Annotated in this window: 28 protein-coding genes; 9 read left to right on the top strand and 19 right to left on the bottom strand. The window is 47.8% G+C overall.

Going from position 1 to position 24,845, the window contains the following annotated elements:
* Window positions 1-19: 19 nt before the first annotated feature.
* The 8 genes from V6D41_RS18565 to V6D41_RS18530 form a co-directional block, all read right to left on the bottom strand.
* Window positions 20-661 carry an SGNH/GDSL hydrolase family protein gene (locus tag V6D41_RS18565; RefSeq protein ID WP_333519235.1) on the bottom strand — a complete coding sequence of 214 codons (642 nt, stop codon included), beginning with the start codon at window positions 659-661 and terminating at the stop codon, window positions 20-22.
* A gap of 63 nt (window positions 662-724) precedes the next feature.
* The gene (locus V6D41_RS18560) at window positions 725-1,477 is read right to left on the bottom strand and encodes an IclR family transcriptional regulator (protein ID WP_333519234.1); all 753 of its coding nucleotides are present in this window, start codon (window positions 1,475-1,477) and stop codon (window positions 725-727) included.
* 15 nt (window positions 1,478-1,492) lie between these two features.
* On the bottom strand, window positions 1,493-2,500 hold the full coding sequence (locus tag V6D41_RS18555; RefSeq protein ID WP_333519248.1) for a biotin-dependent carboxyltransferase family protein: 1,008 nt from the start codon (window positions 2,498-2,500) through the stop codon (window positions 1,493-1,495).
* Window positions 2,501-2,502: 2 nt separating this feature from the next.
* Window positions 2,503-3,225 (bottom strand): 5-oxoprolinase subunit PxpB, encoded by a 723-nt coding sequence (gene pxpB / locus V6D41_RS18550; protein ID WP_333519233.1) that lies wholly within the window; start codon window positions 3,223-3,225, stop codon window positions 2,503-2,505.
* 44 nt (window positions 3,226-3,269) lie between these two features.
* Window positions 3,270-4,061 carry a putative hydro-lyase gene (locus V6D41_RS18545; protein ID WP_333519232.1) on the bottom strand — a complete coding sequence of 264 codons (792 nt, stop codon included), beginning with the start codon at window positions 4,059-4,061 and terminating at the stop codon, window positions 3,270-3,272.
* A gap of 5 nt (window positions 4,062-4,066) precedes the next feature.
* Window positions 4,067-5,281 carry an NRAMP family divalent metal transporter gene (locus tag V6D41_RS18540; RefSeq protein WP_333519231.1) on the bottom strand — a complete coding sequence of 405 codons (1,215 nt, stop codon included), beginning with the start codon at window positions 5,279-5,281 and terminating at the stop codon, window positions 4,067-4,069.
* 14 nt (window positions 5,282-5,295) lie between these two features.
* A complete protein-coding gene (locus V6D41_RS18535) occupies window positions 5,296-6,069 on the bottom strand; it encodes a 5-oxoprolinase subunit PxpA (RefSeq protein ID WP_333519230.1) in 774 nt (257 codons plus the stop codon).
* 201 nt (window positions 6,070-6,270) lie between these two features.
* Window positions 6,271-7,020, bottom strand: coding sequence for a Cof-type HAD-IIB family hydrolase (locus V6D41_RS18530; RefSeq protein WP_148963013.1), 750 nt, complete (start codon window positions 7,018-7,020; stop codon window positions 6,271-6,273).
* Between the two features lie 132 nt (window positions 7,021-7,152).
* On the opposite strand from V6D41_RS18530, the gene V6D41_RS18525 reads away from it, so the two are divergent.
* Complete coding sequence (locus V6D41_RS18525) at window positions 7,153-7,317, top strand: hypothetical protein (protein WP_087993013.1); 165 nt, start codon at window positions 7,153-7,155, stop codon at window positions 7,315-7,317.
* A gap of 35 nt (window positions 7,318-7,352) precedes the next feature.
* Here V6D41_RS18525 and V6D41_RS18520 read toward each other — a convergent pair whose 3' ends face one another.
* Complete coding sequence (locus tag V6D41_RS18520; protein ID WP_333519229.1) at window positions 7,353-7,745, bottom strand: 3-hydroxyacyl-ACP dehydratase FabZ family protein; 393 nt, start codon at window positions 7,743-7,745, stop codon at window positions 7,353-7,355.
* Between the two features lie 83 nt (window positions 7,746-7,828).
* Here V6D41_RS18520 and V6D41_RS18515 point away from each other — a divergent pair, with 83 nt between their 5' ends.
* Entirely contained in the window at window positions 7,829-8,437 is a 609-nt protein-coding gene (locus V6D41_RS18515; protein ID WP_333519228.1) for a dienelactone hydrolase family protein, read from the top strand.
* Here V6D41_RS18515 and V6D41_RS18510 read toward each other — a convergent pair.
* The 5 genes from V6D41_RS18510 to V6D41_RS18490 all read right to left on the bottom strand — a co-directional run bounded on the left by V6D41_RS18510 (window position 8,423) and on the right by V6D41_RS18490 (window position 13,106).
* Window positions 8,423-9,481: a tartrate dehydrogenase gene (locus tag V6D41_RS18510; RefSeq protein WP_333519227.1), complete on the bottom strand. Its 1,059-nt coding sequence runs from the start codon at window positions 9,479-9,481 to the stop codon at window positions 8,423-8,425. The genes V6D41_RS18515 and V6D41_RS18510 overlap by 15 nt on opposite strands.
* A gap of 95 nt (window positions 9,482-9,576) precedes the next feature.
* Window positions 9,577-10,698, bottom strand: a complete 1,122-nt coding sequence (locus V6D41_RS18505; RefSeq protein ID WP_333519226.1) for a mannitol-1-phosphate 5-dehydrogenase — start codon at window positions 10,696-10,698, stop codon at window positions 9,577-9,579.
* A gap of 1 nt (window position 10,699) precedes the next feature.
* A complete protein-coding gene (locus V6D41_RS18500; RefSeq protein ID WP_333519225.1) occupies window positions 10,700-11,131 on the bottom strand; it encodes a PTS sugar transporter subunit IIA in 432 nt (143 codons plus the stop codon).
* 24 nt (window positions 11,132-11,155) lie between these two features.
* Window positions 11,156-12,586 carry a PTS mannitol transporter subunit IICB gene (locus V6D41_RS18495; RefSeq protein ID WP_333519224.1) on the bottom strand — a complete coding sequence of 477 codons (1,431 nt, stop codon included), beginning with the start codon at window positions 12,584-12,586 and terminating at the stop codon, window positions 11,156-11,158.
* A gap of 166 nt (window positions 12,587-12,752) precedes the next feature.
* The gene (locus V6D41_RS18490) at window positions 12,753-13,106 is read right to left on the bottom strand and encodes a hypothetical protein (protein WP_333519223.1); all 354 of its coding nucleotides are present in this window, start codon (window positions 13,104-13,106) and stop codon (window positions 12,753-12,755) included.
* Between the two features lie 164 nt (window positions 13,107-13,270).
* Between V6D41_RS18490 and ycnK the strand changes: the two genes are divergently transcribed.
* Genes ycnK through V6D41_RS18475 form a run of 3 tightly spaced genes read left to right on the top strand, consistent with a single transcriptional unit; the run spans window position 13,271 to window position 16,130 of the window.
* Window positions 13,271-13,843 (top strand): copper uptake transcriptional regulator YcnK, encoded by a 573-nt coding sequence (gene ycnK, locus V6D41_RS18485; protein ID WP_333519222.1) that lies wholly within the window; start codon window positions 13,271-13,273, stop codon window positions 13,841-13,843.
* 35 nt (window positions 13,844-13,878) lie between these two features.
* Window positions 13,879-15,501 carry a copper resistance CopC/CopD family protein gene (locus V6D41_RS18480; RefSeq protein ID WP_333519221.1) on the top strand — a complete coding sequence of 541 codons (1,623 nt, stop codon included), beginning with the start codon at window positions 13,879-13,881 and terminating at the stop codon, window positions 15,499-15,501.
* Window positions 15,502-15,515: 14 nt separating this feature from the next.
* Entirely contained in the window at window positions 15,516-16,130 is a 615-nt protein-coding gene (locus V6D41_RS18475) for a YcnI family copper-binding membrane protein (protein ID WP_333519220.1), read from the top strand.
* A gap of 45 nt (window positions 16,131-16,175) precedes the next feature.
* On the opposite strand, the gene gdh is transcribed toward V6D41_RS18475, so the two are convergent.
* The 4 genes from gdh to gabT all read right to left on the bottom strand — a co-directional run bounded on the left by gdh (window position 16,176) and on the right by gabT (window position 20,737).
* Window positions 16,176-16,961, bottom strand: a complete 786-nt coding sequence (gene gdh / locus V6D41_RS18470) for a glucose 1-dehydrogenase (protein WP_333519219.1) — start codon at window positions 16,959-16,961, stop codon at window positions 16,176-16,178.
* Window positions 16,962-16,980: 19 nt separating this feature from the next.
* The gene (gene glcU, locus V6D41_RS18465; protein ID WP_087993078.1) at window positions 16,981-17,844 is read right to left on the bottom strand and encodes a glucose uptake protein GlcU; all 864 of its coding nucleotides are present in this window, start codon (window positions 17,842-17,844) and stop codon (window positions 16,981-16,983) included.
* Window positions 17,845-17,968: 124 nt separating this feature from the next.
* Window positions 17,969-19,357, bottom strand: a complete 1,389-nt coding sequence (gabD, locus tag V6D41_RS18460) for a succinate-semialdehyde dehydrogenase (RefSeq protein WP_333519218.1) — start codon at window positions 19,355-19,357, stop codon at window positions 17,969-17,971.
* 69 nt (window positions 19,358-19,426) lie between these two features.
* Complete coding sequence (gene gabT, locus V6D41_RS18455; protein ID WP_333519217.1) at window positions 19,427-20,737, bottom strand: 4-aminobutyrate--2-oxoglutarate transaminase; 1,311 nt, start codon at window positions 20,735-20,737, stop codon at window positions 19,427-19,429.
* A gap of 105 nt (window positions 20,738-20,842) precedes the next feature.
* Here gabT and gabR point away from each other — a divergent pair, with 105 nt between their 5' ends.
* A complete protein-coding gene (gabR, locus tag V6D41_RS18450; protein ID WP_333519216.1) occupies window positions 20,843-22,285 on the top strand; it encodes a MocR-like transcriptional regulator GabR in 1,443 nt (480 codons plus the stop codon).
* Between the two features lies 1 nt (window position 22,286).
* Here the strand turns inward: gabR and V6D41_RS18445 are convergent, their stop codons facing one another.
* Window positions 22,287-22,601: an ArsR/SmtB family transcription factor gene (locus V6D41_RS18445; RefSeq protein ID WP_087993028.1), complete on the bottom strand. Its 315-nt coding sequence runs from the start codon at window positions 22,599-22,601 to the stop codon at window positions 22,287-22,289.
* Between the two features lie 140 nt (window positions 22,602-22,741).
* On the opposite strand from V6D41_RS18445, the gene V6D41_RS18440 reads away from it, so the two are divergent.
* From V6D41_RS18440 to V6D41_RS18430, 3 genes are all read left to right on the top strand, one after another.
* Window positions 22,742-23,029, top strand: a complete 288-nt coding sequence (locus tag V6D41_RS18440) for a putative quinol monooxygenase (RefSeq protein ID WP_333519215.1) — start codon at window positions 22,742-22,744, stop codon at window positions 23,027-23,029.
* Between the two features lie 16 nt (window positions 23,030-23,045).
* A complete protein-coding gene (locus tag V6D41_RS18435) occupies window positions 23,046-23,795 on the top strand; it encodes an NADPH-dependent oxidoreductase (RefSeq protein ID WP_333519214.1) in 750 nt (249 codons plus the stop codon).
* A gap of 162 nt (window positions 23,796-23,957) precedes the next feature.
* Window positions 23,958-24,836: a TetR/AcrR family transcriptional regulator gene (locus V6D41_RS18430; RefSeq protein WP_148962996.1), complete on the top strand. Its 879-nt coding sequence runs from the start codon at window positions 23,958-23,960 to the stop codon at window positions 24,834-24,836.
* Window positions 24,837-24,845: the final 9 nt, after the last annotated feature.

The raw sequence follows: 24,845 nt of genomic DNA, 5'->3' as shown, positions 1-24,845 counted from the left end.
TCTGTCATAAGGCGCGTTTCTATGAAACTGGCAATTCTTTATAACCCAGCTTGTGAACGGCTTGAGCCATTGCTTGATAGCCTTTGCTGTTCGGATGGACACCGTCAAAGGACAGATATTCCTGCTCTTTTCCTTTGAAAATGCTATAGGCATCCGCGATTTTGACATGGGGCGCCGCCGCAAGTGTTTCTAAATGCGAATTAAAAGATGTGATCCATTTGCCAGCGATGTCAATGCTGGGAAACGGATTGTATAAGTTGAACACACGGATGGCGTACGGAGACGGGTTTTCTCCTTTGATTTCGGCAATTTTGGCAATCATCTTTTCAAAATTCTCATGGCAATGAGCGGATGCTCGGCTGAAAGTCGTTTCATCTTTAGTAGTTTGGTAAGCAAAGACTGAATCAATAAGATCATTTCCGCACCCTGTGATCGTTATCATGTCTGAGCCCTTAATACATGTTTGCACAAAGGGAAATGACAGGAGCCCCAGAATTTCTTCTGTATTAAGGCCTGATTTGGCAAAGATGGATATTGCCGTTTTTGTTTTCAAATCGGATTCCATCATGTTTCCGAAGCGATGGACGAATCCGGGGGAAAACAGCCCGGCTCCTCTCCCTGTCGTCAAAGAATCCCCCAGTGCTGTATATTGAAGCACCATGTTTTTTCCTCCACTCCTGAACGTCGATACGTTAATGTACGCAGCGGGGAAAAGATCGGCTACTCAAGAATACCCTATTTTTCTGGAAATCTGCATAGCGGCATCTTTCACCTTTTCTGTTAAATAAGGAAGCCTGTCTTCTGTAAATCTTGCTTCCAAGCCTGCAATGCTGATGCCGGCTGCCACTTGCCGCTTATGGTTAAAGATCGGGGCGCCGATGGCCGCCGTATAGTTTTCGAGCTCTGAATAGCTGACGGTATAGCCATTCTGCACGGAGGCATCAATCTCCTCCAGCAGCTTTTCCGGATCGGTAATCGTCCCGGCCCCAATTGAAATGAGCTCTGTTTGTTTGATGTATGTTTCGATTTCTTCACGGGGAAGAAAGGACAAAATGCTTCTCGCACACGCTCCTGCATACAGAGGAGAACGCCTGCCGATCGCCGTGTACAGCCGTACAGTCTGTGTTCCTTCGATTTTCTCAACGTATATCGCTTCATTGCCGTCCCTCATGATCAATTGCACGGCTTCATCCACTTCCCGGCACAGCTCTTCCATCACCGGTTTCGCTATTTTTCTGATATCGAGCCTGTCAGTGACAAGCTGTCCAAATTCAAGAAACACCAGTCCCAGCGAATAAGCGCCGGACGAATCCCGATTGAGGAACCCCATTTCCTCCAAAGAGCTGACCATCCGGTGAACAGAGGTTTTCGGCATTTTTGACAGCGACACCAGTTCACTTAAGGTAAGGCTTGGTTCATGCAAAAACAAATTAAGCAGAGCCATAGATTTGACTACGGTTTTGTTTTTATTCTGCATCATTGATCTCCTTTATTACGTCAGCCATTCCATTTTCATTCTCGTTTTCAGTTCTTTTATATGCTGTTCCCGTTCTATTGCAAGCGCTTCCGCTTCTTGAAGGGATACAGGCTCAAACTGGACGTGCTCGCCCGGCATGATTTGGGAGACAATCGGAAGATCAGCGGATATGATGTGCGCGATCCTCGGATAGCCGCCGGTCGTTTGCCGGTCTGCAAGCAGGATAATCGGGTTGCCGTCAGGCGGCACCTGAACAGTTCCAAACGAAACCGCTTCCGACACCATCTCAAGCGGCGCCTTCAGTTCGAGCGCTTCTCCTTTGAGCCTGTAACCCATACGGTCGGACTGCGGCGTGACCCGAAACGTTTCTGCATAAAAACGCGTTTTCGATTCTGCTGTGAAAAAGCCGAATTGTTTTCCTTCCAGTACACGAATAATGGGATTCTTTTTTAATGGCAGAAACCTGCCGCGGCTAACCGACCATTTCGGTGCTGCAAATTCCCGCTTTCCAAGCTGGAGGTTTAATTGGGAAAGGATGGTTTGCGAAAGAGATAATATTTCTCCAATGGACAGTTCATCTTCCTTCTGAAGCGCTCTGCCATGAAGTCCGCCGATTCCTGCTCTGACGTACGTGCTTTTGCTTTCCATGACGTCAGGCACATCGAAACCGCCGGCCGCCGCTAAATAAGCACGGCTGCCAAGTTTACAGGGACCAAAACTGACTGTGCTGTTTTCCTTGACGAGCACAGGCTTCCATAAAGGTGCTTCCTCGTCATTAATACGTAGCGTGAAGTCCGCTCCTGTCACCGCAATCAGCGTCTTTTTTGTAAAATAAAACGACGGACCGGGCCCCATCAGCGTAATTTCAAGACCGGCTTCATTTTCGCTGTTGCCGATCAGCAGATTGGCAATGCGCAGCGAAACCGTGTCCATGGCTCCGCTTGCCAGTACACCGTATTTTTGATAACCCTTTCTGCCTATATCCTGAACCGTTGTGAGCAGTCCGGGCTTTAACACTTTCATGCTCAATTGGACTCCTCCTTATAGGCGTGATAGTCTTCTTCTGAGATGCGCACGAATTTCACAGTGTCTCCCGCCCGCAGTAATGTCGGCGGGTTTTCCTGCGGCCGGAAAAGAGCCAACGGCGTTTTGCCGATCAGCTGCCAGCCGCCCGGCGTCGAAATCGGGTAAACGCCTGTCTGCAATCCCGCAATTCCTACCGAACCTGCGGGAATCGAAGGTCTTGGCGATGATTTTCTTGGAGCGGCAATGCGTTTGGACATCCCGCCTAAAAAAGGAAAACCAGGAGCAAAACCAAGCATATACACCACATATTCGCCGCTTGTATGAATCTTTACGACTTCCTCCGGAGAGAGCTGATTGATCTTCGCCACCTCTTCTAAATCGGGCCCGAATTCACCGCCATAGCATACGGGAATTTCTACAATACGGCGGCTATTTTCATAGTCTTTAGCTATTTCCTTCAGCCCCTCTTCGACATCAAGTTTTACCTTCTCAAAAGGTGAGCTTATGCCTTTAGGCAAATGCTTGTACACTTCATACATATCATAAAATACCGTTAGACTTGTAAAAGCCGGGATACACTCAATGAACCCCGGAAATGGCTGTTCTTCTATATAAGCGGCCGCGGCATGGACAAAACCGTTGACCTGTTCGTTTATTTCTTCTCCGAATCGGATCATCATTGCAGAATCACCGAGCTGTTCGATTTGACATCTTACAGTCATCTTTCTCACCTCTTTTATTTCTCGTTCATCAGGAGGACGAGAGGTTACAGCACCGCAAGCGACTCGTCTCGAATATCTGTGATGAGCATATGCCCCGGCGCATGTGTGATGACCATTTCAGGTTTTACATTCATAGCCACGGCTTGCGGGGTCACACCGCATGCCCAAAAAACAGGAACCTCGCCTTCACGAATGGAAACGGCATCTCCGAAATCCGGTTTGTCCGCATCAACAATGCCGATTGCTCCCGGATTGCCGATATGAATCGGCCCTCCGTGCACTGCCGGAAAACGCGAGGTCACTTGTGCAGCGCGTACAGCCAGCCGTTCTGGAACGGGTCTCATGCTGACAACCATCTTTCCTTGAAACACCCCCGCTGCAACACAATCAATATTCGTTTTATACATCGGAACGTTCGTCCCCTCATCAATATGCCGGACAGCTATTCCATTATTGATCAGCGCCTGTTCAAAGGAGAAACTGCATCCAATCAGAAAGCCGACAAAGTCATCCTCCCAGTATGGCGTGATATCAGATACTTCTTCCGTCAAGATACCATGCCTGTAAATACGGTATTTCGGAAAGTCCGTTCTGATATCGGCATCCGGCGCTGCCAGAAACGGCACAGGCGAACCCGCTTCTGTCACATCCAGCACAGGGCATGGCTTTTGATTCCGTTGGCAAAACAGCAGGAAGTCAAACGCAAGGTCTTTCTTCAAGATCACAAGATTCGCTTGGGCATAGCCGCCGGACATTCCTGCGGTCGGCCCGTTTATTTTCCCTTCTCGTATCAGGGCGCGCACATCCTGCGGCGCCATTTTATTTAATTGCTCCACCTTTATCAGCTCCACAATTGAGGAAGTTGTGTAAATAACATGTAGACACCCATCACAGCCATTACGACCACCACAAGTGAACCTGAAACGGTCAGCCAAAGCGGATGCTTATAATCACCGATAATCTTTTTCTTATATGCGGCAATCAGCAGCGTTCCGAGCGCAATCGGCAGAATTAAGCCATTCAGCGAACCGACAAGCACGAGGATTTTTGCAGGCTGTCCGATTGTGACAAAAGCTAACGTAGAAATCACGATAAACCCGATAATAATGCCGCGTGAATTTTTTTCAATTTTCGGAGAAAAGGTTTTAAAGAACGAAACAGACGTGTAAGCTGCTCCGATGACAGAGGTAATGGCCGCAGACCACATGATCAATCCGAAAATTTTATAACCGACATTTCCAGCAGCCAGCTTGAAAACAGAAGCCGCCGGGTTGCTTTCATCGATATGCAGGCCTTTTGAAACAACGCCAAGCACCGCGAGGAAAAGAGCAATACGCATGACAGATGTAATTAAAATGCCGACAACCGAACTTTTTGTCACCTGCGGGATGGATTCCTTCCCTTTGATCCCGGCATCCAGCAAGCGGTGGCCTCCGGCAAATGTGATATAACCGCCGACGGTACCGCCCACAAGCGTGACAATAGCAAAAATGCTGATTTGCTCCGGCGCAATCGTATTCGCCACAGCCTCTCCTACAGGCGGAGCTGTCGTGATCGCGACATACAAAGTTAAAAGGATCATGACAAAACCGGCAATTTGCGTAAAACGGTCCATCGCTTTTCCCGCTTCTTTAATTAAAAAGATTAAAATGGCAACGGCAGCACTGATCAAAGCGCCTGTTGTTGGTGTAATGCCAAACAATACCTGAAGCCCCAGTCCAGCACCTCCGATATTCCCGATATTAAAAGCCAATCCGCCAAGCACGACGAGAATGGCGATGAAATAACCCAATCCCGGAAGCACCATATTCGCAATTTCCTGACCGCGTTTTCCAGAAACCGCTATGATGCGCCATACGTTGGTTTGGGCGAAAACATCCAAAATAATAGATATGATAATGACAAAACCAAAGCTTGCCGCGAGTGTGTTTGTGAATGTTGCGGTTTGTGTCAGGAATCCCGGGCCGACCGCTGATGTCGCCATTAAAAAGGCGGCCCCCATCAGCAATGACCAGCTGCCCGCTTTTTTTCCTGCTGTTTTTTTCTGCTGCTCCATCTATTGTTCCTCCTTTATGTTGACTTCTGTGCTGAAATAGCGGCCACTTCAATTCCCGCCGCTTTGAGCTCTTTTCTGATTTTCTGCGCAAATGTCAGCGCATGGGCTCCGTCTCCATGAATGCAAACCGTGTCCGCTTTTAATGACACATCATGGCCTTGCTGAGATTTGACCGCCCCTTCTTTCACCATTTTGATCACCTGGGTGACGGCGGCATCATCGCTTTCAATGAGTGCGTCCGGCTGGGATCGCGGCGTCAGTGTGCCGTCCGCTTGGTATGTTCTGTCGGCGAACACTTCACTTGCTGTTTGCAGTCCGAACCGTTCTCCCGCTTTTACGAGCTCGCTCTCAGCAAGACCGAAAAGAACCAGGCCGGAATCAACCTTGCAGACAGCTTTCGCGATGGCGTCAGACAGCTTTTGATCGACTGCCGCCATATTGTATAAAGCGCCATGCGGTTTGACGTGCTGCATGCGAAGTCCTTCTGCTTTTAAAAAACCAGAGAGCGCGCCAATTTGATAGACGACAAGATCATACGCTTCCTCAGGTGAAATTGCCATATTGCGGCGGCCGAAACCGAGTAAATCCGGCAAACCCGGATGCGCGCCGATTTTTACGCCTTTTTCTGCCGCAAGCGCGACGGTTTTCCGCATGACACCGGGGTCTCCTGCATGAAATCCGCATGCGATGTTCGCTGATGTGACATACTCTAAAATATCTTGGTCAAGGCCCATCGTGTAGGCTCCGAAGCTTTCTCCTAAATCACAGTTCAAATCAACCTGAAACACAGAATCCCTCCAGCCAAAGCAAACAATATGCTTTATGTTATCATTGTTCCGAAATTCGGAACGACTATTCCGAATCTTTGAACTTTGCTTTATTATAATTCAAACCTATCAGTTTGTGAAATCCTTTTGTCAGAAAACCTCCCATGGTCCCAGAAGAAAACCTCCCAAATTAAAAAAAGAGTCCATCTTAGGACTCCTTTTTTATAGTACCCAATGGCGAATCGCTTTAGCGACACCATCCTCAATATTTGTATCCGTGGTCCAATCAGCCGTTTCTTTCACGACGTCTTGCGCATTTCCCATCGCAACACCCAGACCCGCTTCTTTGATCATCGCGATGTCATTGAGGCTGTCACCCATCGACATCACATTCTCCATCGTAAAGCCGAGTTTTTCAGAAACCTTCGCAAGAGCCGCGGCTTTGTTGATGCCCAGCGCGTTGACCTCAATGTTTGTCGGGCTTGAATTGGTGATTTCAAGCTCTTTGTTTTTCCTCAGCTCCTCCAGCACTTCGTTTCGGATGTCGTCATCCTCAATGTCAAAGCCGAATTTGAGCCATTCATGATCCGTAATGTTTTCCGGAAACTCGCCTCTCCATACTTTATTTACGGTAGAAGCCCAGAAATTAGTGTTGTGCTTATTCCGCAAATCCCACATCATTTGAATGTGATCCGTATGGAGCAGCTTGCGTTCCACCAAATTAAAATTCGAATCCCAAATTTCGCTGCCATTTGCCGTGATTAAAAAGGATGACAGCTTCAGCGATTCCGCCAGCTCCCGGCAGGTCATCAGCGTCCGGCCCGTGCTGATAACCACGGACACGCCTTTATCCTCGGCTTCACGAATGGCTTTACGGTTTTCATCGGAGATCAGCTGCTCGTCATTCAGCAGCGTCCCATCCATATCAATTGCGATCAGCTTGATATCTACATCTTCTCTTTGAACAGACATATATGTACCTCTCTTTATCTTTTAATTGTGCATCTTTCTATTCTAATACATTATACCCATCGGAACAAAAAAGCGATTTCACATGTTTGAGGCGTCCTGGTAAGAGGAAAACAAACGGTGAGGTGATCAAAGATGACAGAAAGAAAACAGCAAAACAAACCAAATGAAAATCCTGAACACAACGACTTAACCGATCCAATTCCGAATGAAGAGCTGAAGGAAAACATGAAGGATGAAAAACACAAACGGCAGCAAAGAGATGACTCACAAAGCGAACGGGATTACGATACGAAGTAATAGAACCCCTCACAAATCGTTGTGAAGGGTTTTTTTCATTTTTCGATATAAATGCCGATTTCAGCTTCAGCAACAGGCTGTCCGCCCACTGACGCCTTGGCATGCCCGAACACAAACCCGCGTCGGTTGCGCGTAACTTCAAACGTAAGATCAAGCCGGTCACCGGGCACGGCCGCGCCCAGTTTTTCCGCTTTCTTCACTGAAGACAATAAGCCCAAGCTGTTCTCATCTGTAATCCCTGTAAAAGCCGCGGTTTGCGCAAGTGCTTCAATCACAAGTGAAAACGGCATTTCTGTTTGATTATCAGTGATAAACCAGTCGTTCTCACTGATCAGCTTATAAGCGGCTGCATGTTTGCCGGGCTCGCTTTCCGTCACGCCATCAATAAACAAAAACGGATAGCGATGAGGCAAAAATAATGAGTTCATTCTATTTCTCCTTTTTTGACTATTATATATCAGCCAAAAGCTGAACGATAGGATATAATGGAAAAAACGCAAAGGAGACCGTTATGCCCCCAAAACCGCTCGTCATTCTCACACACGAAATATACGGTGTTAACAGCCATATGAAAAAGATGGCCCGGCTGATAAAAATGGCTGGATATGATGTGGTAACGCCTAACCTTCTCGGGGATGGTGAAGTCTACACATTGCAAGAGGAAAAAACCGCATACGATCAATTTACAAAACACGAACGGCTGAAAACAGGAGAAACCATCATTCAGAGCTTGATCAGGCAAAACACCGGACGGCGCATCTTTGTGGTTGGATTCAGCGCGGGCGCAACGATCGCATGGAAATGCAGCAGTATGCCTGAGGTGAGCGGAGCTGTTTGCTATTACGGTTCCCGGATACGCGCTTCTCTTGACCACATTCCTGCATGCCCGGTCCTATTGTTTTTCCCTTCTTTTGAACCGTCGTTTGACGTTGCCCTTCTCATCAAAAAACTGCGGGAAAAACAGCATCCCCATTTGACGATATATCAATTTGATGCTCTTCACGGCTTTGCCAATCCTGATGCGGTTTATTTTGACAGATCACTCTTCTTCAAAACGCTTTCCATCATAAAAAACGAGGCAGAAAAACCGCCCCGCCCTGATTTATCAAAGTTTTCTTAAACGAGCACAGATTTCATCTGTGACATCAGCCGTTGTGCTTTGTCCGCCAATATCGCGTGTTTTGATGCCGTCAGCTGTTACTTGTTCCATCACGTCGAGAACCTTTGCTCCCAGTTCTTCCTCTCCGAAATGGTCAATCATCAGCTTCGCTGTCCAAATCTGGCCGATTGGATTGGCAAGGCCCTGGCCGGCAATGTCAGGAGCTGAGCCGTGAACCGGTTCGAACATGGATGGATATTTGCCGGACGGGTTGATGTTCGCAGACGGCGCAATGCCGATGCTTCCCATCAGGCTTGAGCTGATGTCGGTTAAAATATCACCGAACAGGTTGCTTGCCACAATGACGTCAAACGTTTCAGGACGCGTCACAAAAAAAGCAGCCAACGCATCAATGTGCTGGGATGACGTGTCAATTACGCTGTAATCCGCAGCAGTCTGTTGAAAGACTTCATCCCAGAACGGCATCGCGTGATAAATTCCATTGGACTTTGTTGCGCTCGTCACATGGCCGCGCCGCTTTTTCGCCAATTCGAAGGCAAAACGCATGACACGCTCTGTCGCTTTTCTCGTGAACACGGCATTCTGGATGGCAATTTCATCATCACCCCTGTGAATGCGACCGCCGATCTCACTGTATTCGCCTTCACTGTTTTCACGAATCACCACGAGGTCAAAATCATTTGGATGCAAAAGCGGTGACATAATGCCCGCCATTTGTTTGGCAGGTCTCATATTAATGGAAAGCTCAAGCTCCCTTCGGATTTTCAGCAGCAGCCCCCATAATGACATATGATCGGGAACCAGCTTTAGATTTCCGACCGCTCCTAAAAAAACCGCTTCAAATTGAGTGAGCGTATGTATTCCGTCTTCAGGCATCATTTCGCCGTGTTCCATATAATAGTCACAGCTCCATGGAAAAGGCGTAAATGAGAATGACAAACCTCCGTGAACTTCGGCTGCTGTATGAAGCACTTTTTCCGCAGCCGCCACAACCTCTATTCCTACTCCGTCTCCGGGTATTGCCGCAATCTCGAATTGTTTCATTGTGTCATTCTCCTCCCCCTATTATCGTAAGCGCTTACTATTATACTAGATTGCAAGATGGCAAAAAAAGCCCGTGACATGCTGTCACGGGTCGGTTATTGGTTGAGTTTCTTTAAAACAATCGCATGCAGCGGTTCATGGGACTGAATGCCGCACACCTCTTGAAGCACGCCGCTGTATCCTTTTTCTTCGATCAGCTCTTGCAGTTCCACCGCTTCAGGATCACCGGTGAAATTGAAGCGCAGTGCCGCGGCGATCCCTTCCGCCAGTGCATTCGGTTCTTTTATTTTCTTTGCAGGACCTACGAGTCTATCATTTTCTCCCAGCTTTCTGAGAGGCGATCTCGCCACGCGGGTCACATCGTCCGTAATGAATGGATTTTCAAAGCGTCCGATGATTTTTTTGATATATTGTTCGTGTTCGGTTTGCTTAAAGCCATACGTTTTGATGAGATAGTCACCGGTTTCAAGCAGCGCCGAGTGAACGACACGGCGGATTTCCGGGTGATCGATTGCTTCTTTTACGGTTTTTAATCCGCGCTGATAGCCGACATAGGCTGTCACTGCGTGGCCGGTATTGACGGTAAACAGCTTGCGTTCGATATACGGCGTTAAATCATCAACAAACAGCGCGCCGTTTATGGCCGGTGTATCTCCTTTAAAGCCTGATTCATCAATGACCCATTCAAAAAACGGTTCAACCGATACTTTGAGCGGATCTTCATGATGCTGAGCCGGCACGATCCGGTCAACAGCCGAATTCGGAAAACCGACCGTTTCACTGATGGACTTTTGCTCCGCTTCCGTTAAATGGCTGTATATCTCTTTCTTCAGGAAGCTGCTGCCGCCGATCATATTTTCGCAGGCAATGATATTCAGTATGTTTGCAGCTTTTCTTCGTCTTAAACCTTCTGCGATAGACGGAGCAATCAGCTTCAGCACATTCGGGCCGACCGCTGTTGTGATGAGCGACGCTTCATTAATCAGCCGATACAGCTCCTCCGTCTGGCTCCCGCTGTTAATGGCGCTGACCGGGCCGATGACCTCTGATGAGTGGCCCTCTTCTGCCAGCTCCACTGTGTATTCCCGTTTTTCATTAAGGAGGCTGACCATCGTATCGTTCACATCCGCAAACACCACATCATAACCGGAGTGGTGAAGCAGCGCGCCGATAAACCCTCTTCCGATATTTCCCGCACCGAAATGTATGACGATCATGTCAGTTCACCTCGTTGAAAATGGCGATCAAATCTTCTTCGCTTTTAGCAGAGATCAGGCGTTCAATGTTTTCTTCTTCTGAGCAAATGATGGCGATGTTAGACAACATGTCTAAATGTTCATTATTTTTGCCCGCAATGCCGAATACCACTTTTGCCGTGTTGCCTGCGCCGTACTCGACACCGTCTGGAATCTGTATGATTGAGATTCCAGAGTGAAGCACCTCGCTTTTCGCCTCTTCTGTGCCGTGTGGTATGGCTATGAAATTGCCCATAAAAGTAGATGATGTTTCTTCACGTTCAAACATTTTGCCAATGTAATCTTCTGTCACATAGCCGTTGTCAATTAGCGTCTGGCCTGCCATTTTGATGGCTTCTTCCTTTGATGATGCCGTTTGATTGAGTTTAATATTTTCCTTTGCGAGTACTTGCATGGGTATCACTCTCTTTCTATGAGATTACTTTTTAAGCTTTTCAAGAAGCTCGTCATATTTCGGACTGTTTAAGAAGTTATCCACTGATATGTGTGTCGCGTTCGGCAGCTTCGCTTTCGCGCGATCTGTTAAATCTTTGTGGGTGATGACAATGTCCGCATCGCTTGGCAGATTGTTAATGGCCGTGTTGGCCACACTGATATCAAGCTCCGCTTTTTTCACTTTGTTTCTTAAAATCGATGCTCCCATCGCGCTTGAGCCCATTCCCGCATCACACGCGAAGATGATTTTGTTTACGCTTTCAGAAGACAGCTCAGACGCTTCCTCAGCTTTCGTTTGCTCCGCTTCTAAAACAGAGGCTGCTTGGCTTTTCTTCCCCTTCATGGACTGCATTTTTTCTGTTGCGGCAGCGAGGTCTTCTTCGCTTGCTTTTGAAGATTTCAGGATCACTGCTGATACGATGAACGAAACAGCTGCTGCGACCAATACACCCGCCAATACGCCGAAGTAGCCGCCTCTTGGCGTCATCGCCATCAATGCGATAATGCTGCCCGGTGACGCTGCTGCGACAAGTCCGGCATTAAAGATCGTGAATGTTAACAGTCCGCTTGCTCCGCCGGCAATGGCCGCCAGAATCAGGGCCGGTTTCATCAAAATGTATGGGAAGTAAATCTCGTGAATCCCGCCGAAGAAATGAATGATCGCCGCTCCGGGAGCCGTTGATTTTGAAGAACCTTTTCCAAAGAACATGTACGCCAGCAAAATGCCGAGCCCTGGCCCAGGGTTTGCTTCCACTAAAAACAGAATCGATTTTCCCGTTTGGGCTGCTTGCTCAATTCCGATTGGACTTAAGATTCCATGGTTAATGGCGTTGTTGAGGAACAACACTTTCGCCGGTTCCACAAAAACGCTGGCTACAGGCAGTAAATTAGCGTGTACAATGACTTCCACACCTGCCGCCAGCAATTTATTTAACGTCAGGACAACCGGACCGATGGCGTAAAACGCGAGAATCGTTAAAGCCGCGCCGACAATCCCCGCCGTAAAGTTGTTGATCAGCATTTCAAAGCCTTGTTTGACTTTATCCTTGAACAATTTATCAGTCTGTTTAATGAGGTATCCGCCAAGCGGCCCCATGATCATCGCACCTAAAAACATTGGAATATCCGACCCGACAATCACCCCGATTGCCGCTGTCGCCCCGACGACTCCGCCGCGGTGATCGTAAATCATTTTTCCGCCTGTATACGCTATCAAAAGCGGCAGTAAATATGTGATCATCGGGCTGACAAGTGTATTCAGCTGTTCATTCGGAACCCATCCCGCCGGAATAAACAGTGCGGTAATGATGCCCCACGCGATAAACGCGCCGATATTCGGCATAATCATTCCGCTCAAATAACTGCCGAAGCGCTGCACTTTCACTTTCATGCCGCCTTGCTGTTCTTGCTGCATATATAAACCCTCCTTGTTGTCGCTGTGAGCTATAAAAATAGATTCAGAGAATTTTGCTTCCCTTTGACTCTATGTTAAAACGCTTACAGTCCCTATACAATTGAAAGTAAAGAGGACTTTGGCACATGGGTGTGACATTTTTTTAAAATTGAAAAGGCTCCTGGTATCAGGAGCCTTTTCTCTTACCTCTATAAATAATGTTGCCGTTTTGAATCACGTACTTTGCGATCATCCGTTCACTTACAATAAAAACAGGATACGCGCACACAAGCGCAAAAACAGCCATCGGGACGTGCTGTACCGCCGGCAGCATTGACCCTGCCGCATCGCGGAGGAGCAGCAACAGATAAATGAGCAGCACGATGACCGCTAGTGACACCAGCATCATCGGAGCTGATACTTTATATTCATAAAGCCGTTCCCGGCAGTGTCCGCAGCGAAATTGGCAAGGCACATTGGATGATCTGACCATGTCGCCTGTCAAAGGTTTGCCGCAATTGGGGCATAGAGTTTCTTTCATAGGGTATTCCTCACTTTCCATTCCATATGTCTATTATACCAGAGTCCCTTCTGTTTCGTTTTGTTGCTGTTCAACACATTTTCACATTTTTTATCATCAGCTTACTTGTCTCTGTCTCTAAAATCCTCTACGCTTAAATAGATCTTAATGGAGGGGATGTATGAATGCTTCCGATTAATAGACAGCAACACATACTGAAGTGGCTGAAAGAAGAAGGCGCGCTCAAAATTACTGATATCAGCGCACGGTTCGGCGTTTCGGAAATGACGGTATACAGAGATGTCAATCAGCTCGTACAGTCAAATCAGGTCATCAAAACGGCCGGCGGCATCACACTCCCAGCCCGAACACCTCAAGCGGATCATATGTGCAGCTATTGCCTAAAACCGGTCAATCAGGTCCATTCGGTTCAGCTGATTACGGTAAACCAAGACATTGAACAGCTGTGCTGCGCACATTGTGCGTTTTTGCGTTACGCAGATAAAACGGAAGAGATTTCACACTTGATTTGCCGAGATTTTCTGTTACACACAACCGTCAGTGCCGGATCGGCTTATTTTGTGGTAAATGCTGAATTAAACCTGCACTGCTGCCAGCCGCAGGCGATTCCGTTTGCGACACTCGATCATGCCGAACGGTTTCAAAAAGGATTCGGCGGAGCCATCCGCACCTTCGATCAGGCGCTGGAAGATATGCTTCAGGATAGAAAAAAGCGCTGCACCTGCACCAAGAAATAAACACAACATATACAGCGGAAGGTGGTGTCTGAGTGATGAAGCGAAACAGATGGTGGATCTTCTTTCTGCTTTTTCTTGTTTTCCTGCCGAAAACAAGCTTTGCTCACGCCTATATCGTCAAATCTTCACCTAGTGAAAACAGCGAATTAAAAAGCGCCCCTGCACATGCAGAAATCGAATTTAATGAACCGGTAGAAGAAGGGTTTCATTACATTAAAGTCTATAATTCAAACGGCGAACGGGTGGATAACGGCAAGACTGAAATCAAAAAAGATAACAATCACATCATGACAGTGAAGCTGAAAAAGAATCTGCCGCATGATGTGTACAGAGCGGAATGGAATGCCGTGTCCGCGGACGGGCATCCGGTCTCCGGCGTCATACCGTTCAGCATCGGGAAAGCGGAAGGCGGATTCAGCAGCCAAAAAGCAGCCGGTTCACCGCTGAACCCCGAAACAGCAGCAGACCGAGCGATGCTGTATACAGCCTTATCTTTGTTTATCGGGACGGTTTTCTTCCATCTCTTCTGGTATAAAGGGGATTCAGAACAACTCGCCAAACGGACGAGACGCATCTTGATCGTCTCGATTACCGCATTGGGCCTGGCGCTTTTGCTTCAGCTTCCGATTCAGACAAAAGCAAACGCGGGCGGCTGGGGCAGCGCCTTCCAGCCGATCTATATCAGAGAGACACTGTTTGAGACAGCAGGCGGCACCATTTGGATCATACAGGCCGCGCTGTTCGTGCTGCTAGCACTGTCTGTGATCCCTGTAATACGAAAAAACCGCTATTCGTCCTTTGGCTATTGGACAGCGCCGCTCATTTTCTTTTTCGGTCTCCTGCTTGCCAAAGCGTTCACCGGACATGCAGCTGTCGTTGAAGAAAAAGCGGTCGGCATTTTGATGGATTTCCTTCATTTATCATCCGCATCCATCTGGGTCGGTGGAATAGGGGCACTCGTTTTGCTGCTCGCAAACGAATGGAAGCAGCCTGACAAAACGCTCGCATGGGAAACGGTAAGCCGCTTCTCGCCGTGGGCACTTACTGCAGTCGGCGTCATTTTGTTTTCAGGTTTGCTTAATGGATTTTTCATCATTCGTTCGATGGATTCACTGTTCCACACAGCGTACGGGCAAGCTCTTTTAGTAAAAAGCGGATTGTTTGTTTTGATGCTGGTCTTAGGCGCGCTTCATTTTCTGCTCACCAGAAAGCAGCGCCGCGCAGGAATCAGCCGGACGGTGAAAGCGGAATGGGCAATCGGCATCGCTGTATTGATCACAGCTGCCGTGTTTACCAGCCTGCCGAGCCCGCCTGAGCCGGTGCCGGAACCGTTCTACCAAACCAAAGCGATTGAGAATGGGCAAAGCGTTTCTCTCAGCATCAGCCCGAACCAGCCCGGCAAAAACGTATTTGAGCTGCGAGTCACCGACCATAACGGCGACCCGGTGAAAAACATCCAGCAAATCACGTTAACCGTTTATAAAACAGGTCTGTCAGGCAGCGAAAACAAAAACGCCTTCCAATTAAAAGAGAAAACAAAAGGCGTCTTCCAGGATGAAAACCTGTCCATTAATGAAAAAGGAAACTGGAAGATCAAAGTCCACGGTTTGACCGGTGACTTTAACGAAATCAATATTATGTTTACAAAAGCCCATTAAAGGAGTGTTTTACATTGTTAAAAAAAATCGCATGTACACTATGTCCAGCTATTGTCGGCTCTCTTTTATTCTTTACGGCCCCTGCCAGCGCACACGTTACTGTAAAGCCTGCTGAATCCGCTGCAGGCTCATGGGAAACCTATACAATGAAAGTTCCTTCTGAAAAAAATCTGCCGACAACAAAGGTTGTCCTCAAAATGCCGAAGGATGTTGAATTCCAGCAGTACGAGCCTATTCCGGGCTGGAAGATATCCACCCAGAAACACGATGATCAATCAGTTTCCGTCACATGGGAGGCGACTGACGGCGGCATTCAGGAAGGACAGTTCCAGCGGTTTACCTTTGTTGCCAAAAACCCTGACAAAGCGGAGGAAGCCGCTTGGGACGCATACCAATATTACAAGGACGGCAGCATTGTCGAATGGACAGGTGACGAGGATGCCGATACGCCTCATTCCATTACAAACATCACTGCTGCAAAACAAGTGACAGATGAGCACGGCGCCACGAAAACGGAAGACGATTCCGAAGACACAGGCTCTTCAGCTCTCGACATCACAGCGATTGTGCTGTCTGCCGCAGCCATTATTTTGTCTGTAGCAGCGCTTGTAAAGAAAAAGCGCGCATAATGAAAAAAGCGATCCAGAAGATATATCTGGGTCGCTTTTTTTGATTTATCCGCGTCCTGCCTGGAAGGAAGGGTATTGTGTCATACCGCCGTCCGCGAATAACGTGATGCCTGTGACGTAGCTGGCTTCCTTCGAAGCAAGCCATACCGCTACTGCGGCGATTTCCTCCGGTTCGCCGATATATCCCATCGGAATCATGCTTTCAACATCCGCTTTCTGTTTAGGGTCAGCGAATTTTTCAGCATTGATTGGCGTGTTGATCGCGCCTGGCCCAATATTATTGACACGAATGCCCTTCGGCGCGTACTCCAGCGCTAATGTTTCCGTCATCAGCTTAATCCCGCCTTTACTAGCCGCATAGTGGACAAATAACGGCCACGGAATCACTTCATGCACACTGGACATGTTGATGACATTTCCCTTGATATCGTTATCTACGAAATATTTAATCGCTTCCCGGCTTCCTAAAAAGGCACCCGTTAAGTTCGTGCTGATGACTTTATCCCAATCCTTCAGCGGCATTTCGTGAGACGCCACAGGATTTTCAAGTCCGGCATTATTTATCATAATATCGAGTGTGCCGAACTCTTTAATCGCAGTTTGTACAATGTTTTTTACATCTTCCTCTTTCGTAACATCTCCTTGGACGATAACGGCTTCACCGCCCGCCTTGATGACCGCTTCTTTGACCTCGTTCGGATTCTGTTTTTCGCTAAAGTAGTTGATCACCACTTTTGCCTGCTCCTTGCCGAAGCGAATGGCCATGGCTTTCCCAAGGCCTGATGCGGCTCCTGTAATGGCGACGACTTTTCCTTTTAAATCCGGATACATATATATCCTCCTCCAATTGTTATGAATTTGTTTTGGCGATTCCTAAAAATATGGCTGCCGCGATAATCAGCGCAATCCCAATCCCAATCCCAATAAGCTGTCGTTTTGATTTCTTTTCACGCAGGATGAATATGCCGCCAAGCGTAGAAATGACAATTCCCATTTGTGAGAGGGAAAAGCTTGTCGCGACGCCGACCTTCGGCTGAGAAATAAACAAAAACATATTTCCTCCTGCCCAGATTAAGCCGGGGAGGATATTTCTGATTGCATATTTGTTAAAGGGTTTGTGTTTATAAGTTAAAGCAAGTCCCCCGATTACCATCCCGATCGCCTGCGGCAAAAGAGCCGACCAGCCAGACACATTAAACAATCTGGCAACGACGACATACACCAAATAACCGAGCGTCGAGACAAGAAGAATCAATATGCCTTTTTTAAAGTTGCTTGGCTCACCCTCTTTCTTGTCTTTCTTATCTTCCAATGATGCGAGAATGATTCCCACGATGATAAAGATCAGAGCGAGAATGCCAAGCGTAATCGCAATCGGTGTAGACCATTCACGAAACACAATCACACCGAACAGTGAGGTTGAAACGAGCTGCATTCCAGTGGAAATCGGCATTGTTTTGGACACACCCATCAATTCAATGCTTTTCAGCTGGTTGCTCTGTCCAAGGGACCAAAATAAGCCGGATACGATGCCGACAATAAAAATGCGCAATGACAGAGCGGGCTGAACAAAAAAATAAATCACGATAGACACAATGAGCGCCCCGATCGTCGTTCCGAGTGTCTGGCTGTACGGCCCGCCGCCTAATTTCACATTGAAGAGAACAATGCTCCCCCAAAACAAAGCCGGGAGAAGAGCCAATAATAAATCCATTGTTGGGGAACCTTCTTTCAAAATGTATTTGCTGTTATTTTGGCTGGAATGGTTGGGTTTATTCGCCGGAAACACAAAAAGAGCTGCCGGAAGATCCGGCAGCTCTTTAGGAGCTTGCATTCTTTTACAAACCAATGGACATATATTTCGTTTCAAGGTACGGCTCAATGCCTTCCGAACCGCCTTCGCGGCCGACGCCGCTTTCTTTCATTCCGCCGAATGGCGCTTGAACCGCTGACGGTCCGCCGTCATTCCAGCCAATAATGCCGTACTCAAGATTCTCGGAAATATAGATGCCGCGGCGGTAGTTTTCTGTGAAGAAGTAAGCAGCCAAGCCGTACGGCGTATCGTTGGCAAGCTGAATCGCTTCATTAATATCAGAAAACGTGATGATCGGTGCAACCGGGCCGAAAGTTTCCTCGTGCATGATATTCATGGACGTATCGACATCGGCGAGCACTGTCGGATTGACAAAGTAGCAGCCTTTGTCATCGTTTCGGTCATACGTGCCCCCTGCAAGAACCTTCGCGCCTTTTTCAACGGCATCATCGATTTGGCTGACGATTTTTTCGAAGCCTCTTTTATTGATAATCGGGCCGACATTGACGCCATCTTCAAGCCCATTTCCGACTTTGAGCTTAGACACTTGCTCGCTTAGTTTCGCGGCAAATTCGTCTTTAATCGACTCGTGAACGATGAGACGGTTTGCACAAACACAAGTCTGTCCGGCGTTTCTGTATTTAGACGCCATCGCCTGTTCAACGGCAAGGTCCATATTTGCATCTTCATCCACAATCAGCGGGGCATGGCCGCCGAGCTCCATAGAGACATGTTTCACGGTGTCCGCACTGTTTTTCATGAGGATTTTCCCTATCGGCGTTGATCCTGTGAAGGTGATTTTGCGGATTTTCGGACTGCTTGTGAAGACATTTCCGATCTCTTCGCCGTCGCCGATCACAACCTGAAGGACGTCCTTCGGAATGCCCGCTTCATATGCGAGGCGCGCAAGCTCATAGGCAGACAGCGGTGTGTCCGGTGCCGGCTTGACAATAAACGTGCAGCCGGCAGCAAGAGCAGGCGCCGCTTTACGTGTAATCATCGCATTCGGGAAATTCCAAGGCGTGATAGCAGCAACAGGGCCGACTGGCTGGCGTGTGACGACAATTCGTTTGCCGGTTGTCGGAGCAGGGACCGTTCTTCCGTACACACGCTTCGCTTCCTCTGCGAACCATTCGATATAGCCTGCGCCGTATAGTACCTCACCGACCGCTTCCTGATACGGTTTTCCGTTTTCCTTTGTAATTAAATCTGCAAGTTCTTCTTTATGTTCAACAATCAGCTCATACCATTTTTTTAAGAGAGACGCTCTTTCATTCGCTGATGTTTTAGACCACGTTTTAAACGCCTGATGTGAACGTTCAATGGCTTCTTCTACTTCTTTGGCTGATTGCTGAGGAATCGTTTTGATCTCCTCGCCCGTAGCCGGGTTGTAGACCGTTAATTGATCTGGCATATTGAACATTCCTTTCTGTTTTATGATTACTTAAAATGATAGCAGACCCAGCCGTTTTCTTTCCAATGATTACGCTCGCAGGCCCGCCTCCAAGATGCTGAGCCCTTCATTCAGAAGGCTGTCTGAGATGACGAGCGGCGTCAGAAAGCGAATGATATTGCCGTTGATTCCCGCTGTCAGCAAAAGCAATCCGTTTTGATTCGCATACGCCGCAATCGCTGCCGCTTTCGCCTTATCAGGCTCTCGCGTGTCGGGTTCCTTGACGATTTCGATGGCCGCCATTGCCCCGAGTCTGCGGATGTCACCGATGAACGGGAATTCTTGTTTCCACTCATACGCCTTCTCTTCAATGATTTTTCCAATTCCTTCAGAACGGTCATTCAATCCTTCTTCTTCAATGATATCCAAGACAGCCAAAGCCGCAGCACACCCGAGCGGGCTGCCTGCATACGTGCCGCCCAGCTCCCCGGGCGCCGCCGCATCAAGCAGTTCCGCACGGCCGATCACACCGCTTAACGGCAAGCCCGCCGCAAGTGATTTAGAAACCGTGATCAGGTCAGGCACTACATCAAAATGCTCAATCGCGAAATAAGCGCCAGTTCTAGCAAAACCCGTTTGAATTTCATCAGCGACAAAGACAATGCCGTGTTCTTTGCAAAATGACGCAACGTGCTGCACAAACCTTTTCGATGGGATAATGAAGCCGCCTTCTCCCTGCACCGGCTCCATCACGACACACGCCACCGTTTCCGGCGCGACAGAAGCGATAAAGAAATCATTAAACGCTTGTATGATCATGTCGTCATAGCTTTCATCACTCATGCCCGCCGGCTTTTGATAATAATAGGGGAACGGTGCTTGATAAACCTCTGAAGCAAAAGGTCCGAATCCGAATTTATAAGGTTTTACCTTACTCGTCATGCTCATCGTCATATTCGTCCGCCCGTGAAACCCTCGTGTAAACGAGACAACCCCTTGGCGCTTTGTATACTTTCTGGCGATTTTCACAGCATTCTCTACCGCTTCCGCCCCCGAGTTCAGAAAGATCGCTTTTTTCTCATAGCTGCCCGGTGCAATGCCGCACAGTTTTTCGGCTAATTCGATATAAGACGGGTACATCATGACATTGAACCCCGGGTGAATGAGCTCCTCCGCCTGCCGCTTTACAGCCTCAACCACCTTCGGATGTGAGTGTCCGACGTTTACCGTTCCGATGGCGCCTGCAAAATCAATAAACCTCCGGCCGTCCAAATCGTACAGCTCAGCCCCCTCTCCTTTGGCCGCCAAACTGCGGTTGCCGTTGCTCACACCTTTTGATACGAATTGATCCCGTTTTTGCTGCCACTGGGCAGTCGTGATGCTTGCTGTTGTTTCACTCATGTGAATCTCCCCCTGTCGCTATTTTCTTATCATTCTGACTTCTTTTTGGTATGATGAAAAGTACCAATTATAACTTTTTGATGGTATCAGAAGGAGACACCGCAAATGGATATCACAATCACACTCGATCGCTCAGAACAAGCCGATTATATCTATCAGCAAATTTATCAAAAGCTGAAAAAAGAAATCCTCAGCCGCAATCTGCTGCCCCACTCGAAGGTTCCCTCCAAACGGGAGCTGGCAGAGAAGCTGAAGGTCAGCGTCAACTCAGTGAATGCAGCCTATCAGCAGCTGCTGGCTGAGGGATATTTATACGCCATTGAGCGAAAGGGTTTTTTCGTGGAGAAGCTGGACATGTTTTCAGCCGAGGAGCACCCTCGGTTTGCACTGCCGGATGATCTGAAAGAGGTTCACCAAGATCAGAGCGATTGGATCTCGTTTTCACACATGAGTGCCGATACAGACCATTTTCCGATCAAAAGCTGGTTTCGCTGCGAGCAAAAAGCGGCCTCCCGCTCATACCGCACGCTCGGTGATATGTCGCATCCGCAAGGGATATATGAAGTGAGAGCGGCCGTTACCAGGCTCATTTCTTTGACGCGGGGTGTAAAATGCCGGCCGGAACAAATCGTTATAGGGGCAGGAACACAGGTGCTCATGCAGCTATTGACTGAGCTTTTGCCCAAGAAAGCGGTGTATGCCATGGAGGAGCCCGGTTACAGGCGCATGTACCAGCTTTTAAAACATGCGGGAAAACAGGTGAAGACCATTATGCTTGATGACAAAGGCATGTCGATTGCTGAAATCAGCAGACAGCAGCCTGATGTGCTGGTAACGACTCCGTCTCATCAATTCCCAACCGGTACAATTATGCCTGTATCCAGAAGAATTCAGCTGCTGAACTGGGCAGCCGAAAAGCCGTACCGTTTTATTATTGAAGACGATTATGATAGTGAATTCACATATGATGTCGATAGTATTCCGGCGCTGCAAAGCCTCGATCGTTTTCAACATGTCATCTATATGGGCACCTTTTCAAAGTCCCTTCTCCCAGGCTTGCGGATCAGCTATATGGTTTTGCCACCGGAGCTATTGCGGACATACAAACAGCGGGGCTATGATTTGCAAACATGCTCGTCGCTTACGCAGCTCGCCCTGCAGGAATTTATCGAATCCGGAGAATATCAGAAGCATATTAAAAAAATGAAGCAGCATTATAAAGAAAAGAGAGAGCGCCTGATCACCGCTTTAGAAACAAAGTTCAGAGGAGAGATTTCCGTAAAAGGGGCAAATGCGGGGCTGCATTTCGTCACCGAATTTCATACAAGCCGCTCCGAACAAGACATTCTCGCACACGCCGCCGGCCAGCAGCTCGAAATCTTCGGAATGAGCCGATTTGACTTGGAGGAAAAAAACAAGCGGCAAACAGGCCGGCCCGCTCTCATTATCGGCTTCGCGCGGCTGAAGGAAGAAGACATTCAGGAGGGTGTCGAGAGGCTTTTCCGTGCTGTTTACGGACATAAAAAAATCCCCGGTACAGGGGATTGATTCACCAGCGATCCTGATCCACATTCAGTATGGCTTCAAGCAGGCCGGGAAACGCCTTTTCAAGGTCTTCAGCACGAAGCGAATAATACCGGCGCTTTCCTTCTATCCGAACTTGAGCGATGCCTGATTCTCTCAGTACTTTAAAATGATGCGACAAGGTCGATTTGGCAACCTGTACATCCGCACAGGTGCCGCATGTTTTTTCTTTCGCTTCAGCTAATTGCTTTACCAGCTCTAAACGAAGCGGATCACTTAGTGCGTGAAGAACCTTTGTCAGCTGCAACGTTTCTGTTTCTGGATGATTTGGAATGTTCATGACACAAATGTATCACACAACAATTAGAATGACAATTTTACTATTTGAGGGTTTTTCCTTTACCTCATTTTGAATACATGTTACAGTTAGTTCGATTAAATTCGAACAATAAAATCAGCATAACGATGGAGGAGATTGACATGATCGTATTACAAGCTTACATCAAAGTAAAACCAGAAAAACGCGAGGAATTTCTGAGCGAGGCACAATCGCTTGTTCAGCACTCAAGAGCTGAGGAAGGCAACGCGCAATACGACCTATTTGAAAAAGTGGGTGAAGAAAATACATTTGTGATGCTTGAGCAATGGAAAGATGAAGCGGCGATGAAATCACACAATGAAACTGCGCATTTCCAAAGATTTGTCGCAAAAGGAAAAGAACTGCTGAGCGCCCCTCTTAATGTTGTCCGCACAGAGCTTAGCGAGTAAGGAAAGGGTGTCCCATATGAATGAAGTCATCAAATCATTAACAGACCACCGCTCGATTCGCAGCTATACGGATCAACCTGTAGCACAGGAACAATTGGACCACATCATTCAAGCGGTGCAAGCAGCCCCCACTTCTATCAACGGGCAGCAAGTGACTGTGATCACAGTGCAGGATAAAGAGCGCAAAAAGAAAATCTCCGAGCTGGCAGGCGGTCAGCCTTGGATTGATCAGGCTCCTGTTTTCTTGCTATTCTGCGCAGACTTCAACCGGGCCAAAATCGCGCTTGAAGATCTGCATGATTTCAATATGGAAATCACAAACGGATTGGAGTCCGTTCTTGTTGGCGCTGTAGACGCTGGTATCGCCCTCGGCACAGCGACAGCAGCGGCCGAATCCCTCGGACTGGGCACGGTTCCGATTGGCGCGGTTCGCGGAAACCCTCAAGAGTTGATCGAACTGCTTGAGCTTCCGAAATACGTGTTCCCTGTTTCCGGCCTTGTCATCGGGCATCCAGCTGACCGTTCAGCGAAAAAACCGCGTCTTCCGCAGGAAGCAGTCAATCATCAGGAAACCTATTTGAATCAAGATGAGCTGACGTCCCACATACAGGCATATGATGAGACGATGTCTGAGTACATGAATGAGCGGACAAACGGAAAAGAAACAAGAAACTGGTCACAGGGCATCGCTTCCTATTATGAGCGCCTGTACTATCCGCATATCCGTGAAATGCTTGAGAAACAAGGATTTAAAGTTGAAAAATAAGCCTCACCCGGCCTGTCGGATTTTCCGGCGGGCCTTTCGATTGTCCGGTTAAAATCCATTGACTTCTATTTAGTTTATTTGGTAAAATTTTTTCATTGTTACTCATTGGTTTTCTGTGAACCAATGGGTTTTCTAATGTTCAAGAAAGAAGGAAGCCATGAGATGCTTGATAAAAAAACAGATATCTTGTTAACTGCGAGAAAGCTTTTTTCAGAAAAGGATTTTACGTCGGTTTCTATGCAGGCGATCGCAGAAGAATGTAAGATGTCAAAAGCTTCGATATATAAGCTGTTTCAGTCTAAGGAAGATCTGCTTTTAGAGCTGCTGTCATTTAACCAGAAGCAAATGGTGGCCGCGGCCTCAAGACTTCAGGAAAATACCTCGCTGACACCGGAGGAGCGTTTGATGCAAAAGGTCAAAATGGAGCTGGAAGGCTTCAGGCGGAACCAGCAGTTTTTCAATATGCTGACCTACGGGAACCCTAAGCTGCATAATAACCGAGTCAAACAGCATATCCATCAGACAAGATCAACGATTATTTGCTGGCACCGCGATTCGCTGATCCAGGCGTATGGAGAAACCATTCTCCCGTTTGTGTGGGATTTAGTCATCATTCTTCACGGCATGATGCGCGAGTTTGTCATGCTGATCAAAATAGAGGAAAAACCGCTTGAGCTTGACCCGATCGCAGCGTTTATCATCAGCACCCTCAATCAGCTTGTCAAAAACAAGGAAACCCGGCAGTCTCTCCTTCCTCCTGAAGCCATCGAGCTTTATATTCATTCAGCATCCTCCTACAAGCCAAAGGATAAATCAGCCCTGTTGTCGGAAAGCCTGAAGGAATTACACCAAGGCATCTCTTCCCTGCCCGCTGCGGACTTTGACGTAGATGAACTGACATCCGCAGCCGCTATGCTGGAGGAAGAAGCGAAGAAGAAAGAACCCCGCGCTTTTTTGCTCAAATCACTGATTGGCTATCTGGAACAAACCGGTGTTTTAACACAGCCCGTTTCGATGTTAAAAACACTGTTAATTACTTAGAGAAAAGAA

The organism is Bacillus sp. 0102A (assembly GCF_036765155.1).
In the GTDB taxonomy this organism is placed as follows: domain Bacteria; phylum Bacillota; class Bacilli; order Bacillales; family Bacillaceae; genus Bacillus; species Bacillus subtilis_G.
The sequence above is the reverse complement of the archived record's forward strand: the minus strand, read 5'-3'. Positions and strand labels throughout refer to the sequence as shown.